The sequence below is a fragment of the Flavobacterium circumlabens genome, from assembly GCF_004345565.1.
Classification (GTDB): Bacteria; Bacteroidota; Bacteroidia; order Flavobacteriales; family Flavobacteriaceae; genus Flavobacterium; species Flavobacterium circumlabens.
In genome coordinates this window covers 1-15,497 of the sequence record NZ_SLWA01000005.1, presented here as the reverse complement: position 1 = coordinate 15,497, position 15,497 = coordinate 1, and the positions used below count along the sequence as shown (strand labels likewise).

The following is a 15,497-nucleotide window of genomic DNA, read 5'->3' as shown; positions in this document are numbered from 1 at the left end:
TTGATTAAGTTGTGAATCTAAATAAAATAAGATTTAGATTATTTTCGATGACATCGTCCAATTTCTTAAAATTTAATTTTTGAAGAAGTTTAGCTGAACTGTAATTATCTTTATGCGTTTGTGCATCTATCGTTTTTAGTCCGTGTGTCTTAACTGCGTATTCTAAAACCTTACCCGCGGCTTCGATCATAATTCCCTGACCATGATATTCAGTAAGAAGCTCATAACCAATTTCACATTTCTTGAAATCGCCTAAAAACTCAAAAAGACAAATTGTACCAATAAGTTTACTTTAAATATTTCATAACTATAACTAGTTTACAGAAACAATAAGATTGCTTAATCTATCCAAATTTCATCATAAGTTAGATTTACTTTTTTACGAATATAAGAAATTAGAACTAATTCAAAAGTTAGGAGCTAAACCATTAAACTAACATTCATTAAAAATCAATTACCATTTGCATTACAAGTCATTTTTACTTTATGAAATAAAACAGCAAAGCCATTCCATGATGAAATGACTTTGTTAAATTAATCTCAATCCTTAGGCTTATGGACATGAGGTTTGAGAGAAGGATGTTTAGGTTTATTGTCAGGAGTCACTCGTTGTCTCCTGTCATCTTTTCCTTCATCAGTCTTTGGTTTTGGACCAGGTTTAATAGCTCTGATTGTTTCCATAATAATATGTTTATAAGTTAAGATCAAATCGATCTAAAAACAAATAACAATAATTAATACATTTATTTATTACGGAAAAACATAATTTGACAAATTTATTTCAACAACTTCAGAATTATTGTAAATTTTAAAACCCGCTTTACAAAGTTTTTATTGCTTCTATTTTATTTCCGTCTTTCCACACAAATTGCAAAACCACAAAACATATTAATTATTTCATTAAACTGATATTGGTAAGACCGCCATCGGAAAGAATTTCTGTACCCACTATAAAAGATGAATCATCTGAGGCTAAAAATACAGCGGCATGCCCAATATCAGACGGAAGTCCTTGTCTGCCTACCGGCGTAATGTCTATCCACATTTGTTTGACTTGTTCCAGATGCTCCTCCGATACAAGTTTTCCGAAAACAGGTGTGTCAATAGAACCCGGCGACAGCGCATTCACCCTTATTTTTCTTGGCAGTAAATCCAGAGATAAACCTTTGGCCAATGCTAAAATAGCTGCTTTTGCTGCTGCATAAATAGCCATACCGGGTGCCGCGCGATGAGCCGCACTCGATCCGATTAATATGATCGATGCACCGTCATTTAAATACGGAAGCGATTTTTGTACGGTGAAATAGGCACTTTTCAAATTAAGATTCATATAGCTGTCATAATTTTCTTCTGTCACCTGATCTATGGTACCCATTTGTTGACCGTCTACAACACCTCCTGCATTTACGACCAAGACATCGATTTTACCGAATGTATCGAAAGTCTTTTTGAATGTATTTTCCAGATCATTGCTATTCGTGACATCTCCCGCAATACTTATAAAATCTGCACCCAGGATTGCTACAGCATCGTTTAATGTTTTCTCATTTCTTCCCGTAATGGCACCCACAGCTCCTTCGTTTCTGAATGCTTCCGCAATACCGAATCCAATGCCGCTATTACCGCCTGTAACTACTGTTACTTTATTTTTTAGTTTGCTCATTTTGTTTGTTTTAATTTTTTAACAGCTGAAATTTATATTCCGTAAATACCTCCTGAAACAGAAATTTTTTCTCCCGTAATCCACCCAGCGTCATCAGAGGCAAGAAATACGGCAACTTTTGCAATATCTTCCGGCTGTCCTGCACGGCCAAGTGGTGTAGTGGCCACCAATTTTGCTTCGAAATCACTGCCAATAAAGCCGGCGCTATGTGAACCCTCTGTTTCTACTACACCCGGTAAAATAGAATTGATACGGATATTTCTTCCGCTAAATTCTTTCGACAAAGAAATCGTAATCGCATCTAAGGCTGCTTTGGTAGCAGAATATACGGCACCTGTTGGCAACGGTGTATTACTTGCACCGGAACTGATATTGATAATATTCCCTCCTTTTTCACCAAACAATTTCAGAGCAGCCTGAATGGAAAACAGGGATCCCAAAACGTTGGTATTAAATTGCCTGTGAAAGGATTCCTCTAAGGCTTCTTCGATGGGTGCATATTGATAAATACCGGCATTATTTACCAGAATATCCAATGTTCCAAAAGCATTTTTTGTTGCTTCAAACAGTTTTGTCACGTCTGCTTCTACAGATACATCTGCCTGTACCGCAATAGCAATTCCTCCATTATACGTTATGGCTTTTACTACTTTCTCTGCATCTTCTTTACTTGATGCATAGTTTACCACCACTTTTGCGCCCTCTGCTGCAAAATATTGGGCAATAGAAGCTCCGATTCCTTTTGAAGCGCCTGTAACTATGGCTACTTTGTTATTTAATTTACTCATTTTATACTTTTTTATAATATTAAAGATGCAAATGTAGATCACATTAATTTCTTTTAGTAACTTTGTAACTAAAAGTAACAGTAACCTTGAAGTAACAAAGTAACCTCTTATGGATTGTAACTACCGCGAAAAAGAAAAGCACAAAAAAGAGATGATGGCCGTCCAGGATTCAATGGATGTGTTGAGTGGAAAATGGAAAATAGCTATTATTTCCTCGATCTGTTATTATAACAAAAGAAGATTTTCTGATATTCTCAACGATGTAGTGGGTATCTCGAACAAAATGCTGAGCAAGGAATTGAAAGAATTAGAAATCAACAAACTAATCAAACGCACCGTTTTAGATACTCAGCCAGTAAGTATTGAATATGTACTTACAGACCATGGTAAAACCCTTCAGACTATAATTAACAATCTGACCGATTGGGGAATCGAGCACCGAAAAAAAATAATAGAAGAATAATCTGTTTTTATTCTGTACCCACCTTTCTTCATGTATTCTTAAAGCCGAATGTTTCACTCATGTCTGGTATGCTGTTAAACCCTGCTTATAATTTAAGCATTTGATTAGACATAGTATTAGTTCAATTAAAATGAACCGAAATACCTTGTTTTGTACAACAATGAGCACTTGAAACTGACTGTTTTAAGGCTAAAGAGTCTTTTATTTCAAATTTCTTTGATAAATACATAATTTTCATTAGATATCTAAATAATTGACTAGATTTGTGCCTTTAAAAATAAATAAATTGTTAAAAATAAAAATAATCTCAATTGATTAATTCTGCTAATTCTCCTCTTGTTTCGGTTATTATCCCTACCTATAACCGTTACTATTCTTTACATGATACAATTGAGGCCGCTCTAAACCAAACCTATAAAAATATTGAAATTATTATAGTTGATGATGGTTCTACAGATGATACAAAAAATATAGTTTCGACTTTTGGCAACAAGATTCTATACATCAAAAAAGAACATACCGGGCAATCTGATACCCGAAATGTGGGTTTACAATATGCCAGGGGAGAAATTATTGCTCCCCTTGATTCAGATGACATTTGGCATACTAAATATCTTGAAAAGAGTATTGAATACATGCTGGAACATAAATTAGATATGTTTTTTTCAAATTGGGAACACAATCTTTCTAATAATTACCATGTTAATATTTTTCCTAACTTTTTAAACCATAAAAATATTCCCAATAAAGGCTTTTATAATTTTGATTATACTGAATTTCGAAAACTTTTGTTAACTGATTCTATAGCACCAAGCTCTGGTTTAATCATCAAAAAATCTTCTATTACTTTTGGATGGAATGCTCAGGTAAACATTGGTGATGATTGGGTTTTACAACTCGAAATGATTTTTAGAAATTTAAACTGCCGCGTTGGTTTTACTAATGAAGTTTTTTGGAAAAAAAACAGAGACAAAACAAATATAAGTGATGGCAGGGAAGGAATAACTTTTAGAAAATTACATATTAACGATTTGAATTTGATTCTCGACAACTTTAATTCTTATCTGGACAATGATGAGCGTGACATTATTAATCTGAAAGTTATTCAAAATAAAATATTAATAACTTATTTAATGCTGTGCAAAGGCAATATTGGAATAGAAATGAGACAGTTGGCAGCACACCTTGTTAAAGAACCGCAATTATTTCTAATAGCTGTAAAAAAAGGAGTTCAGAAAGAGATTACCAGAAAAAGGCATCAATTTACAATTTCTAAGAACTGATGAATTTTTTTAAACATATTAGAATAGCTACCTGGTGGTTTAAATTGCCGCCTTTTTTGGTGCTTATTTATTTGTATTTTATCAAAGAAAATATACAAGATTTTGGACAAGAAATTTTTCTGATTTTGTTTCTCTTATCTGGTGTAATAAGTATAGCTGTATTCGCGAGTCTGATTAATAATTATTATGACCAGGAAGATGATGCTGTAGCAGGAAAAGAAAATAAAATGATAAATCTTGGTAAAAATCGCCAATTTTTAGTTTTGGGAAGTAGTATATTGGCAGGGATGTTATTTTCTTTTTTTATATTTCCTAATTTTTATGCTTTAGTATTTTATTGGCTAAGCTGGTTTTGTTTTTACATCTATTCCTGTAAACAATTTCGTTTAAAAGAAAAAACATATCTGGGTGTCATTTTTGACGGATTAGGTTCTCAATTTTTCCCTTCACTTTTTATTTTTTCTTTTTTGTATAAAGGAGATATTGGGAATCATTTAGTATTCATAATTAGTGGAAGTATTTGGATGACATTTTCGTTCGGGATGCGGTCATTGATTATTCATCAATATGACGATTATGAGAATGATATAAAAGCCGGCGTTTCTACTTTTGTAAACAGCACATCTAAATTGTCAGGAAATTTATTTCAGGGATTTATTTTGTTTGTAGAAATTATATCTTTTATGGTATTTATGTGGGCAATAGACTGGAAAATTTTTGTATTTCCGATTTTAATTTATGTTTTGCTGGTCGTTGTCTTTAAAATCATTCTTAAGCTAAATTTTTATTTTTTTAAACCATTACAAAATCAAAGGTCCAGAAGTTTATTTTTCGATTTTTATATCACAATTCTTCCCTTTGCACTTTTGGCACTACTCACTTTTAAAAATCATCAAAACGGAATACTATTAGTAGCTTCCATTATTTTATTTAATGTACCTACTTTGTTTAATGCAATGAAGTTTTTAAAAATTAAAAATTAAAATGAAATACATAAATGCACTATTAGGATTATTGGGAGTATTTTCTTGGATTTTTGCTTATGTACTTATCACTCGCAGAGGGTTAAAGGACAAAACCTATGGTATGCCTCTTATACCGCTTGCCTTAAATTTAGGTTGGGAATTTGTTTTTTCTTTTTGCTTTCCACTCAATTTATATTCCCAGGTTACAAATGCACTTTGGTTTTTCTGTGATCTGGGTATTGTTTATACATATTTTAAATACGGATACAGCTCTTTTAATAAATTTTATGGCTTAGAAAAAAAACAGTGGTATTTTATAAGTGTATTTGCTTTTTTGATTGGCTTTTTAATTAACTTTTTGGGTTATAAGTTTTTTTCTCAATATTTAAATCACTTTCCTTCGGCAGAAATACCTGTTTTGACAGCATGGCTGATTCTTTTAGCTACTCCGGCATGTATGTTAGCTATGTTTTTTCAGAGAAGAAACTCACAAGGTCAATCGTTTATCATAATTAGCATTATGCTTTTAGGTAATTTTTTCTTTATTCTTCAGTTTTTCATTAATCCTTTTTATTATAAATGGAGTAATCCTTTTTTAGTATTAATTATTACGGTTAGCGTGGTTATTGAACTTTACTATGCAAAATTATTATACAAACAATTAATAAAAGAAGGTCTGAACCCATGGAAAAGATTTTAATTTTTTTATCTGTTACTTGTAATAATTAATTCGAATTCAACAGCATTTTATAATTACCGTTTTTTAAAAATGAAATGATAACACCCGCCAGCAAACCTGCAAAAATAAACATTGCAAGAGTTGAAGGTACTGAAGGTTCGCTGCTGTTTACAGAAGACTGTGCTTTTTCTAATATTTGAAAAACAGGTGTATCTTCCTGTATTTGTATTTTCATTTGTATCGTTAATGCTATTAAATTTTCCTGAATTTCTTTTGTTAAATCCTCGCTTTTAGCGGAATCTTTTGAAACGTCTTTCTGCAAATTCTCTATAAACTTTAATTTTTGCCGGGCTTTTTCAGTTCGGTATTTGGTAATATAATCTATCAGGTATGTAGTTGTAAAGTTGGCAATATCTGCTGCAACCGAAGGGTCCGGAAGATTCACCGTGACCAAAATAAGATTATTCTTTTTAGCAGTACTTATTGCAATTCTTTTTTGAATATCCTGTATGTTAGTTGAAGAGTATGATTTTCCTTTTCCAAAAAAGATACTTTTATTTTCTAAAATAGAATCGTAATAGAGTTTAAAACTTGTTTTTTTATTAGTATTTGTGGTTACTTCCTTTTTAAGAATATATTCGTAAAAGTCATTTGTTTTGAGAATTTCGGCATAAAGTTCTGAACTGGTAATTTCGGTATTGTATAAATCAATATTGCTATTATATTTTTTTAACACGTCATATATTCCTGCCATACCATTGGAAGCTTTATACGAGACTTCAGGCATTATTTTACTGGTAGCCGTATATTCCCTGGAAACATTTAGGAGATAAAAAATTCCAATAATTAAAAAAAATGAAGTAACTGATAAAATAATTTTATACTCCCTTTTTAAAACAATGAATAACGGGCTTAAGGAAATTGATATATATTCATTGTCTTTTATGGTAGTTTGTGTCATACTTTTTTTATATTAAAAATCTAATTTTTGCTATGAAAATTCTGTAAATGTTTGATACTATATTTTACTCAAAGTAAAGTGATATAAATAAGTCAAAGATGATTAAAAATTATTGCTATTTCTAAGAGTTATGATTTTTTTTGAAATATTAGTATTATTATATCAAGTTTTTACTTGGTACGAACCCCAATATTCTTGTTATAATTTCTTAAACCTGTTTTGCCAATAGTTACCATTATAACGGCTAGAGACTTTATAATATCTTTTCACAAAAACATTTCATAAAGCAGCCGGTTTTTGTTTTCACTTCATTCTAGTCTTTCAAGAATTAAGAAGGAAAAGCTTTTGACTCCTGTTTTTATACACTCTTCATCAACCTCAAAATTTGGAGCGTGATTCATTGCAGTAATGCCTTTTTGAATGTTAGAACCTCCAAGAAAAAAGTAAACTCCGGGAATCTTTTGTTGAAAATAGGCAAAATCATCATTAAAAAAAGGAACCTGGCCATAATCCATAACCACGAAACCTTTTCCATAAATATTATCAAGAGTTTTAACTGCGATGTTCGTTAACTTTTCGTCATTAAGGATTGTCGGGTTTTCCTGTATATAGGAAACAGAAAGCAATTTGTCGGTATAACCGCTTGATTCTATTACTTGTTTAATTTTAGGTATAATGGCTTCCAGTTTAGAGGAATCTGCCTCATACAAATATGCTTCTAAAAAAAATGCTCCGTTTTTAGAATACGTGATAAAATTCTCATCCATTATGAGGTAATCTTTGAAAATTGTATTGGAGTTCATCAGTCCGATGTTGGGATCACTGATCTGCTGTATTTCCCAGGGCTTACTGCCAGTACTGGCACGAGATAAAAAGTGGTGTATTTTTTTTGTCAGTTCTTTTGCTTCGCCATTAGATAATTCATCTTTAAGCTGAATCCGTACTCTTTTTTGATAGGCAAACATTTCATTTGTTTTAACCATTATCTGCCCCACTGGCAATGCTGTTACGTGTAATGCATAAATTTCGTCAGGATTAATTTGGGAAAGCAAACCTTTGGCAATCATATTTTTTGCTCCAATAAATGTTTCTTCTTCAGGCTGAAAAATAAAATAGACTGTGCCATGCAAGGCACTTTTATTTTTTGCAAGTACTTCAGCAATTCCTAATGCAATTGCCATGTGAACATCGTGACCGCATCCGTGCTGTACACCTTTTACAGTAGATTTGAAATCAGCTTTATCAGGAAAATCATTTGGAAGAGCGTCCATCTCGGCTCTCCAGGCAATTCTCTTCCCTTTTTTACCTCCTTTTAAAATGCCTACAACACCGTATCCATAGCTATCGGTCTTAACCTGAAGTCCTAAACCCAACAAATATTGTTTGATAGTTTCCTGGGTTTGTTTTTCCTTGCCTGCTAATTCAGGATTTTCATGAAAGTCTCTTCTAAATTTAACTAATTTTTCAAAAATTCTGTCAGTCTCTAATCTAATAGATTCAGCAGTTGAAATTGCATTCTTTTGCTGGCCGCTAACAAGCTGCGGTTGACAAATAACCAGAATTATAAAAAGTAACGATAATAAAAAATGATTTTTCATTTAAATTTTTTTTTGAGAGTTTTTCTTCCAGATGTCAGCTAACTTATGTATAGCAGCAATTAAATAATATCAATATCCCTTGTTCTGGCTAACTTTTCAACATAAATTATTTTCCTGCAAGCGAATGTAAAAAATATTTTTGCTATCAGTTATAAACTTTTCCAAATTGAAAAGAAAAACTGCCCAACTTAATCTTATAGAAATTTTCTTCAAATCCTGAATAAAATGAATTGCAAGGACCATCATAAAACACCCATCTCTCCTAATTATTCCTGCTATCCTGGCAAGAGCTCAAAAAAACCTCCCGTTTCTGAGAGGTTTTTATAATTGAACTTATGTAAAAGACAGGAATCTATTTTTCAAAAAAAATCAGTCACTGACAGTTTTTTTATTTTTCAGATTGATTTTTGGGTCTTTTTATTAGAAAGTAAACACAAACTACAAAGACAATCAGGTAAATAACTGCCAGGGCCGGCTGCTCAAATCTTAGCGTTTTAAAGTCGAATTGCTTAAACAATGTTACCCCTAAAATGATTGCTACAACTAAAAGAGTAAAGGATACTGGTTTTCTATTTTCCATAATTTTAATGTTTAATAAGTGTGTCAATTAGTATTCCTATTACAATAGCAAGAATTACCAAAGTTATCATTCCCAACAGATAGGCTGCAAAGGCCTTCACATAACTCATTGGTTTATTTTTGTCAAAAAATTGTCCAATAGCCCAACTGCAATAAGCTAAACTTGCAATAGTTGCAATTTGTAATAAGTTAATTTTTGTCAAACCCTCGAGTAGGGCGAAAACTGTAAAAATCAGCATACCAATTCCGGTTACGAAACAGAGCAGAATTAGAATCTCAAAAAAATTGTAACCGTACTTTCTAAAGAAAATCTTTGTCCAGATCGCAATAAATACCCCTTCTATTATATTCGCATAACCATAATGATTCTGGGACCATTTAAAAATTACACCTACAGTTGATGTACTACTTTCGTCCGGTTTTAAGTAGCCGTCTTCAATATGGAAAAAATGATTTACAAATGAATAAATCAAAGAAGTTATAATTATAAAAATAATAGGTTTTACAAGTCGACTTCTGTTTTCCAGGAGAAATTGTTTTATATTTTCTCCCGGTCTGGTGATTAATTCTCTTATGGTATAGAGAATACCTCTTTCAAAATGCAAAACATGTTCGATTTCGTGCGTTATATAATGTCTGTCAATTCTTTTTAAACTCATTGGCTGCCCACACTCCGGACAGTAATTCTGAGTTGCTTCTGCATTACAATTTTTACAATTCATTTGTTTAATTCTAGTAATTTTGTAAAATTCTTTATTTACGTTTTTTATTATAAAATCGCCAATAACCTACAAATTCAAGTTGTAAAATAACACAATATCAACTTTTTATAATCGGTTTTTAAGAAATAAGATTACTTTTCCTAAAGCGAATATAAGAAATATTTTTACTACAATTTAATAACTTTTTTTAAATCGAAACAGAAATGTTTGCTCAGAATTGGTTTATTTAAATTGTTTAAATCTTCTATAAAAAAAACAGACAAAAAGATAAGTAATACTACCAAAACCTGCAAATCATCCAAATTTAGTACTTAACTGAAAAATTGTATTTTTGTTTATTACTCAATTCGTAAAATAACCGTTAATCCAACCGTAGAAACAAGTTCACTACAAATCTAAATTGATTGAAATGGAAAACACTGAAGAAACATTTGGAGAGTTCTTTATTACAACAGACAAAACAAAACTGGATCTTGTAGCCATTCATGATTTTCTGTCGAAAGATTCAGGCTGGAGCGATAATATTCCATTTGAAAAAGTAAAAACGTCCATCGATAATTCCCTGAATTTTGGGATTTTCCACAACAGCAAACAAATAGGTTTTGCCAGGGTTATATCTGACTTTTCTACGATTGCCTATTTAGGCGACATTTATGTTTTGGACGCTTATCGTGGACAGGGCCTTTCGAAAAAACTAATGGAAAGTGTGATGACGCATCCCAATCTGCAAGGTTTAAGACGCTGGATTTTACTAACTTCAACCGCGGACTGGTTATATAAAAATATGGTTTTACTCCATTACCCAAACCGGAAATTTATATGGAACTTTTCAATCCGGAGGTTTACAAAAAATAATTAAGAAGTAAAGAGAGAACTTTTAACCTGATAAAAACGGAATATTCCCTAATTTAAACATAACAACGCAAACCATTAAAAATCATACTTTTACTTTCTATTAATTCAAAATTTCGAAACATGGAACCTAAAATGATATGGGGAAATTTAGCCTCAGACGATCTAAAAGCGACATATGAATTCTATACCAAACTGGGATTTGAATCGAACAACAAATACAGTTCGGATGAGAATGCAAGTTTCAACTTTGGCAAAGACAAATTCATTATCAATTTCTTTAAAAGATCAAAATTGGAAACGGATATCAATGGCGCAATCGGACACTGGAAAACACAAAGTGAAGTTATCTTTTCACTTTCTGCAACCACCAGAGAAGAAGTTGACGGCTGGCGCGAAAAAGTTATTGAAGCCGGCGGAAGCGTTTTCTCTGAACCTCAAAATTACGAACAGGGTTATACCTTTTGCTTTGCGGATCCGGATGGCCATAAGTTTAATGTTTTGTATTGGCCGGGCATGTAATAAAAAACCAATTACTATTTAAAGAAGCCGTCAATACTTCCTTTTCAGTGAAAGCAACAAATTTACTTCCATTGTAGTTTTTCTTCAATTAAACCTTATTTTTGATAAAAAAACAGCAATGAATAGATTGGTATTTTTAAGTATTGTGGCTGCCATTGGTATTTCTGTTTCGCTGCTTCTTGCTTTTTTCTTACTTACCATAAAGACAAGCAATAAACAGGCTAACCGATTATTTGCCGCTTTTCTTATTTTATCAGCAATTGACCTCAGTGGTTTCTTTATTTTCGATTTTATCAGCAGCCACTTAAATTTAGAGATTTTCAGATGGACCACTTCTCTACTCGGCATGCCTTTGTTTTATCTCTACGTTTTATCGGTTTGTTATACTGACTTTAAATTAAAGGCAAAACATTTACTGCATACGATTCCATTTATACTGGTCAATTTAATTTTAACTCCGAGATTCTATCTGGCCGATGGTATCGAAAAAAGCCGTGTTTTTGAAGTTCATAATAAAATGCCGGAAATGTATTCTTTCCAGCTTATAGTCGAAATTCAGTACGTATTCTACATCATAAGTGTCTTACTGATTCTCAAAAAGTACAGAGAAGTCTATCTTGAAAATTATGCTAATGCCAGCACTTCGACCTATAAATGGCTCATGCAAATGACCATTGTCTTTTTTGCGGCACACAGCATTGTAGCCACCAAAAATTTACTGCGTTATACGGCTTTCCATGATATATTTCTTTGGGCAAATGTATTCGTAGGATTGTTTGCCTTATGCATTACCTGCTGGTTTGTTTTAAAGGCACTGAATTACCCTGAACTTTTTAGAGGCATCAACTCGAAATTAGAACTGGCAAAAGATATTCTTCCCAAATCAGACAAGATTTCGGCTGAAGTCAACAATAGTGCAAATCCTGTTATCGCTTCTCAAATCGAAAGCTTAACACAATACATGACCGCCCAGGAACCGTATCTTGATCCTTCCCTTACCATTCAGCAACTTTCAAATCAGATTAACATACCAGTTCGTGAGCTGTCGGTTTTGATCAATCATCATATGAATCAGCATTTTTTTGATTTTGTGAATGAATACCGCATTCAAAAAGCCATGGGAATTTTAAAAAACCAGGCCAAAAAAGATCTTACAATTTTAGAAATCTTATATGAAGTGGGTTTTAACTCAAAATCATCTTTTAATACTTCTTTCAAAAAATACACGGAACTCACCCCAACTGCATACAGAAACAGCTCTTTATAAGCCGTTTGTAAAAAGTCGTACTCCACAGCCATAAAAGTCGAACCAATTTCTAGAGATGAAATTGGTTCGACTTTTTTTTATCGGTCGCCTGCCGGATATTTCTAAAGCAACTTTGTCTCAAATTAATCACAAGCTTAAAATTAGAAATCATGAAAAAAGCAAACCTCTTTATTTTTTTACTGTTGCCATTATTTTGTTTAGCGCAATCAACATTCCAATTAAAAGGAAAAATAACAGACGAAACCGCTGCATTACCTTGGGAAAATATTGTAGTCTTCTCTCCGGAAGGAAAAATCGTTGACGGAACTGCCAGTAAAGAAGATGGTACTTTTGAAATCACTATCAGTAAAGGATTTTACAAAATAAAGATAAGCCCGCAAGGTTTAATGAATTGGGAAAAGGATATTCTTATTGAAAAAGACATTGATCTGGGTTTAATTCTCCTGACTAAAAAGACAAATAACCTGGATGAAGTTGTTATTACCACAAAAAAAAGAACCATCGAACAAAAAATTGACCGCCTGATTTATAATGTTGAAAATAATGTTTCAACCACCGGAGGCGATGCCCTTAGCGCGATCAATACAGCTCCCGGAGTAGTCGTACAAAACAATACCATCAATATATTAGGAAAAGGTTCCTCTCGTGTCATGATCGATGGCCGTATTGTGGAGTTGTCAGGTGAAGAACTAAATGGTTTCCTGAAATCAATTTCGGCAAATGACATCAAAAACATCGAAATTATAACTAATCCGCCAGCAAAATATGACGCAAATGGCACTGGCGGACTTATTAATATCAACTTAAAAAAAGGAACACGGGATTCCTGGAAGAATACTACCACGCTTTCTTACGATCAAAACAAATATGGTAATTATACGCTGCGAAACAACTTCTTTTACAACAAAAACAAATTTCGATTTAGTATGAGTGCAAATGCAAAATCAGGCTATAGAAATGCTGATGAAAATTTAAAACTATATTTCCCTGACGGGTTACAGCATATGAATGCACAATCAAAAATCAACGAAGACAATCTTTCGGGAAAATTGGCTTTAGATTATGATATCTCTGAACGTACTACAGTTGGTTTTCAGTATCTGAACGATCGTAAAAACCCAAATTTCAAATCAGACATTATCATTAAGAATTATGATACTGAAAACAAGATGAACAGCATTGTTTTGAATGATGGTTTCAACAACAAAAATTCAGGTAATCAAACCTACAATTTTCACTTGCTGACCAAATTAGATACGTTGAATCGAAAATTTTCAGTAGATGTTGATTATTTCAATTACGATTCTAAATTCGATCGTGATTTCACCACAAGAAAATATACACCGGACATGATTTTTATAAGTCTGGATCAATACGGAAGAAATATTTCTAATCAGAATATTGACAACAGAAGTGTAAAAGCCGATATGGAACATCCGCTTGAATTTGTGAATTTGTCTTATGGCGCTAAAGTAAGTTTTACAAAAAGCGAAAGCAGTCTGTTGTCTTACGACAACAGGAGCGGAACTCCCGTAGTAGACCTGAATCAATCTAATGAATTTGAATACCAAGAAAACAATCAGGCAATTTACGTCAGCGGAAATAAGAAATTCAATGATAAATTTAATCTTCAATTAGGATTAAGAGCCGAAAACACACAAACCAATGGATATTCAGCGAATTTAAATCAGGAGATCAAAAATAACTATTTTAAGTTATTTCCAACCTTTTATCTTACTTACAAAAAGAACGAGAATAACAGTTTTAACTTCAATTATGGAAAAAGAATCAACAGACCCCGTTTTGACTTATTAAATCCGTTCCGCACGTACATCAACAGTAACAGCTATTCTGAGGGGAATCCATTCTTAAAACCTTCGTTTAGTAATAATTTTGAAGTATCACATTCTTATAAAGAAGTTTTACGAACCAGTTTTTTCATAAATACTATTACCGATGGTTATGGTGTAATCTTCACTTCAGATCCGGCAACGAATACACAGGTGGTCACCAGAGAAAATTATTATAAAGGAATCAATTATGGTTTCGGAGAAAGTTATACCGCTGAAATTACGAATTGGTGGTCTACAGAAAATACTTTATATCTGTTGGGTTCGAAAACGACGTTTACTTCAGGAATCAATGCTACTCCGACCAACGGTCTTCAGCTTGATTTTTCTACCAGCAATACTTTTTCATTAGGCGAAGCAACGAAATTACAGGTAGATTACACCTATAGTTCTCCCGTAAAAAGCGGATTATATACTGTAGGCTATATGTCAGGTTTGAATATTGCCTTAAAACAAAATCTCTTTAAGAAAAGCATGCAGATTGCCTTTCTGGCCAATGATATATTCAATACCGCTTATTTAAAAGATTTTGTTTCTGTAGTGAATGGCATAAAACAGGTTTACAGCCAGAATGAAAGCAGTCGTTTTTTTAGATTTTCTGTAATTTACAATTTCGGAAATACTAAAATAAGCGTTAAACAAAGAGATTTCGGAAATGAAGAAGAGAAAAGAAGATTGGGTAAATAAAAGAAAAAAAAGCTTCACTTTTAAAAGTGGAGTTTTTTTTTTGTCATTTTATACATTGTTTTACTTTTATATCCCTTCCCAGACCCTGAATTCCAGCCGCAGCAGCTGTTAATTTGATATTTTCACCTTTAGTATTCAATTGAATAATTACACTACATTTACAACTAAAAACTTTGAAGGAACTAGCTTTTTAGCGAATAGTTTTAATTAAGATCTTACAGGTCGCTAGATTAGTACATTCTGAGTAAATATCCTATTCGCTTTTCACTGGTCTAAACCCAAAGGATCGTAATTCGACACAATCTATCTCCATCATATCCTCAGTTATTGTTTATAGGCGTTTCCCAGTGGGTCGGGCTCTTCACTAAATCTTTTGCGGGATTGGTTTGGGGGCTTTGGGAGATTTAAGTTGCCGCAAAAGGATATCGCTGCGATCCCTAACGCACTTTAAGGGTAATTTGAGATCTTGTTTCCAAAAGAATCCCTCCAGCCTTGCGTCCCTTGCGCTTTAATACCATTCAAGAACTCCTTTGCGGGCTTTGCGGTTAAATTCCACGACTCAATATAAAACAAAAAAATCCCCATCAAATACATGATGAGGATTTTAAAAAGAAAGGC

15 protein-coding genes are annotated in these 15,497 nt (G+C 32.8%); 8 read left to right on the top strand and 7 right to left on the bottom strand.

Annotated elements, in window-relative coordinates; translation table 11 throughout:
* Positions 1–4: 4 nt before the first annotated feature.
* The 3 genes from EV142_RS24685 to EV142_RS12785 all read right to left on the bottom strand — a co-directional run bounded on the left by EV142_RS24685 (position 5) and on the right by EV142_RS12785 (position 2,451).
* On the bottom strand, positions 5–283 hold the full coding sequence (locus EV142_RS24685; RefSeq protein WP_132036620.1) for a GNAT family N-acetyltransferase: 279 nt from the start codon (positions 281–283) through the stop codon (positions 5–7).
* A 609-nt stretch (positions 284–892) separates the two neighbouring features.
* The gene (locus EV142_RS12790; protein ID WP_132036294.1) at positions 893–1,663 is read right to left on the bottom strand and encodes an SDR family oxidoreductase; all 771 of its coding nucleotides are present in this window, start codon (positions 1,661–1,663) and stop codon (positions 893–895) included.
* A 32-nt stretch (positions 1,664–1,695) separates the two neighbouring features.
* Positions 1,696–2,451 (bottom strand): SDR family NAD(P)-dependent oxidoreductase, encoded by a 756-nt coding sequence (locus EV142_RS12785; RefSeq protein WP_132036293.1) that lies wholly within the window; start codon positions 2,449–2,451, stop codon positions 1,696–1,698.
* A 109-nt stretch (positions 2,452–2,560) separates the two neighbouring features.
* On the opposite strand from EV142_RS12785, the gene EV142_RS12780 reads away from it, so the two are divergent.
* The 4 genes from EV142_RS12780 (at position 2,561) to EV142_RS12765 (ending at position 5,862) form a co-directional block, all read left to right on the top strand.
* Entirely contained in the window at positions 2,561–2,914 is a 354-nt protein-coding gene (locus EV142_RS12780; protein ID WP_164502530.1) for a winged helix-turn-helix transcriptional regulator, read from the top strand.
* 311 nt (positions 2,915–3,225) lie between these two features.
* Entirely contained in the window at positions 3,226–4,197 is a 972-nt protein-coding gene (locus EV142_RS12775; RefSeq protein ID WP_132036292.1) for a glycosyltransferase family 2 protein, read from the top strand.
* On the top strand, positions 4,197–5,180 hold the full coding sequence (locus EV142_RS12770; RefSeq protein WP_132036291.1) for a UbiA family prenyltransferase: 984 nt from the start codon (positions 4,197–4,199) through the stop codon (positions 5,178–5,180). Before EV142_RS12775 ends, EV142_RS12770 begins: the two co-directional genes overlap by 1 nt.
* 1 nt (position 5,181) lies before the next feature.
* Entirely contained in the window at positions 5,182–5,862 is a 681-nt protein-coding gene (locus EV142_RS12765; RefSeq protein WP_132036290.1) for a transmembrane-type terpene cyclase, read from the top strand.
* A 25-nt stretch (positions 5,863–5,887) separates the two neighbouring features.
* On the opposite strand, the gene EV142_RS12760 is transcribed toward EV142_RS12765, so the two are convergent.
* The 4 genes from EV142_RS12760 to EV142_RS12745 all read right to left on the bottom strand — a co-directional run bounded on the left by EV142_RS12760 (position 5,888) and on the right by EV142_RS12745 (position 9,701).
* Positions 5,888–6,802 carry a Wzz/FepE/Etk N-terminal domain-containing protein gene (locus EV142_RS12760; protein WP_132036289.1) on the bottom strand — a complete coding sequence of 305 codons (915 nt, stop codon included), beginning with the start codon at positions 6,800–6,802 and terminating at the stop codon, positions 5,888–5,890.
* A gap of 308 nt (positions 6,803–7,110) precedes the next feature.
* Positions 7,111–8,400, bottom strand: a complete 1,290-nt coding sequence (locus EV142_RS12755) for a M20 metallopeptidase family protein (RefSeq protein ID WP_132036288.1) — start codon at positions 8,398–8,400, stop codon at positions 7,111–7,113.
* Positions 8,401–8,788: 388 nt separating this feature from the next.
* Positions 8,789–8,980 carry a hypothetical protein gene (locus EV142_RS12750; protein WP_132036287.1) on the bottom strand — a complete coding sequence of 64 codons (192 nt, stop codon included), beginning with the start codon at positions 8,978–8,980 and terminating at the stop codon, positions 8,789–8,791.
* Positions 8,981–8,984: 4 nt separating this feature from the next.
* Positions 8,985–9,701 (bottom strand): DUF3667 domain-containing protein, encoded by a 717-nt coding sequence (locus EV142_RS12745; RefSeq protein WP_132036286.1) that lies wholly within the window; start codon positions 9,699–9,701, stop codon positions 8,985–8,987.
* A gap of 409 nt (positions 9,702–10,110) precedes the next feature.
* On the opposite strand from EV142_RS12745, the gene EV142_RS12740 reads away from it, so the two are divergent.
* The 4 genes from EV142_RS12740 (at position 10,111) to EV142_RS12725 (ending at position 14,879) form a co-directional block, all read left to right on the top strand.
* Positions 10,111–10,560 (top strand): GNAT family N-acetyltransferase, encoded by a 450-nt coding sequence (locus EV142_RS12740; RefSeq protein WP_238698713.1) that lies wholly within the window; start codon positions 10,111–10,113, stop codon positions 10,558–10,560.
* Between the two features lie 116 nt (positions 10,561–10,676).
* Complete coding sequence (locus EV142_RS12735) at positions 10,677–11,075, top strand: VOC family protein (RefSeq protein WP_132036285.1); 399 nt, start codon at positions 10,677–10,679, stop codon at positions 11,073–11,075.
* A 118-nt stretch (positions 11,076–11,193) separates the two neighbouring features.
* On the top strand, positions 11,194–12,342 hold the full coding sequence (locus tag EV142_RS12730) for a helix-turn-helix domain-containing protein (RefSeq protein WP_132036284.1): 1,149 nt from the start codon (positions 11,194–11,196) through the stop codon (positions 12,340–12,342).
* 149 nt (positions 12,343–12,491) lie between these two features.
* Positions 12,492–14,879: a TonB-dependent receptor domain-containing protein gene (locus EV142_RS12725; protein WP_132036283.1), complete on the top strand. Its 2,388-nt coding sequence runs from the start codon at positions 12,492–12,494 to the stop codon at positions 14,877–14,879.
* Positions 14,880–15,497 lie beyond the last annotated feature (618 nt).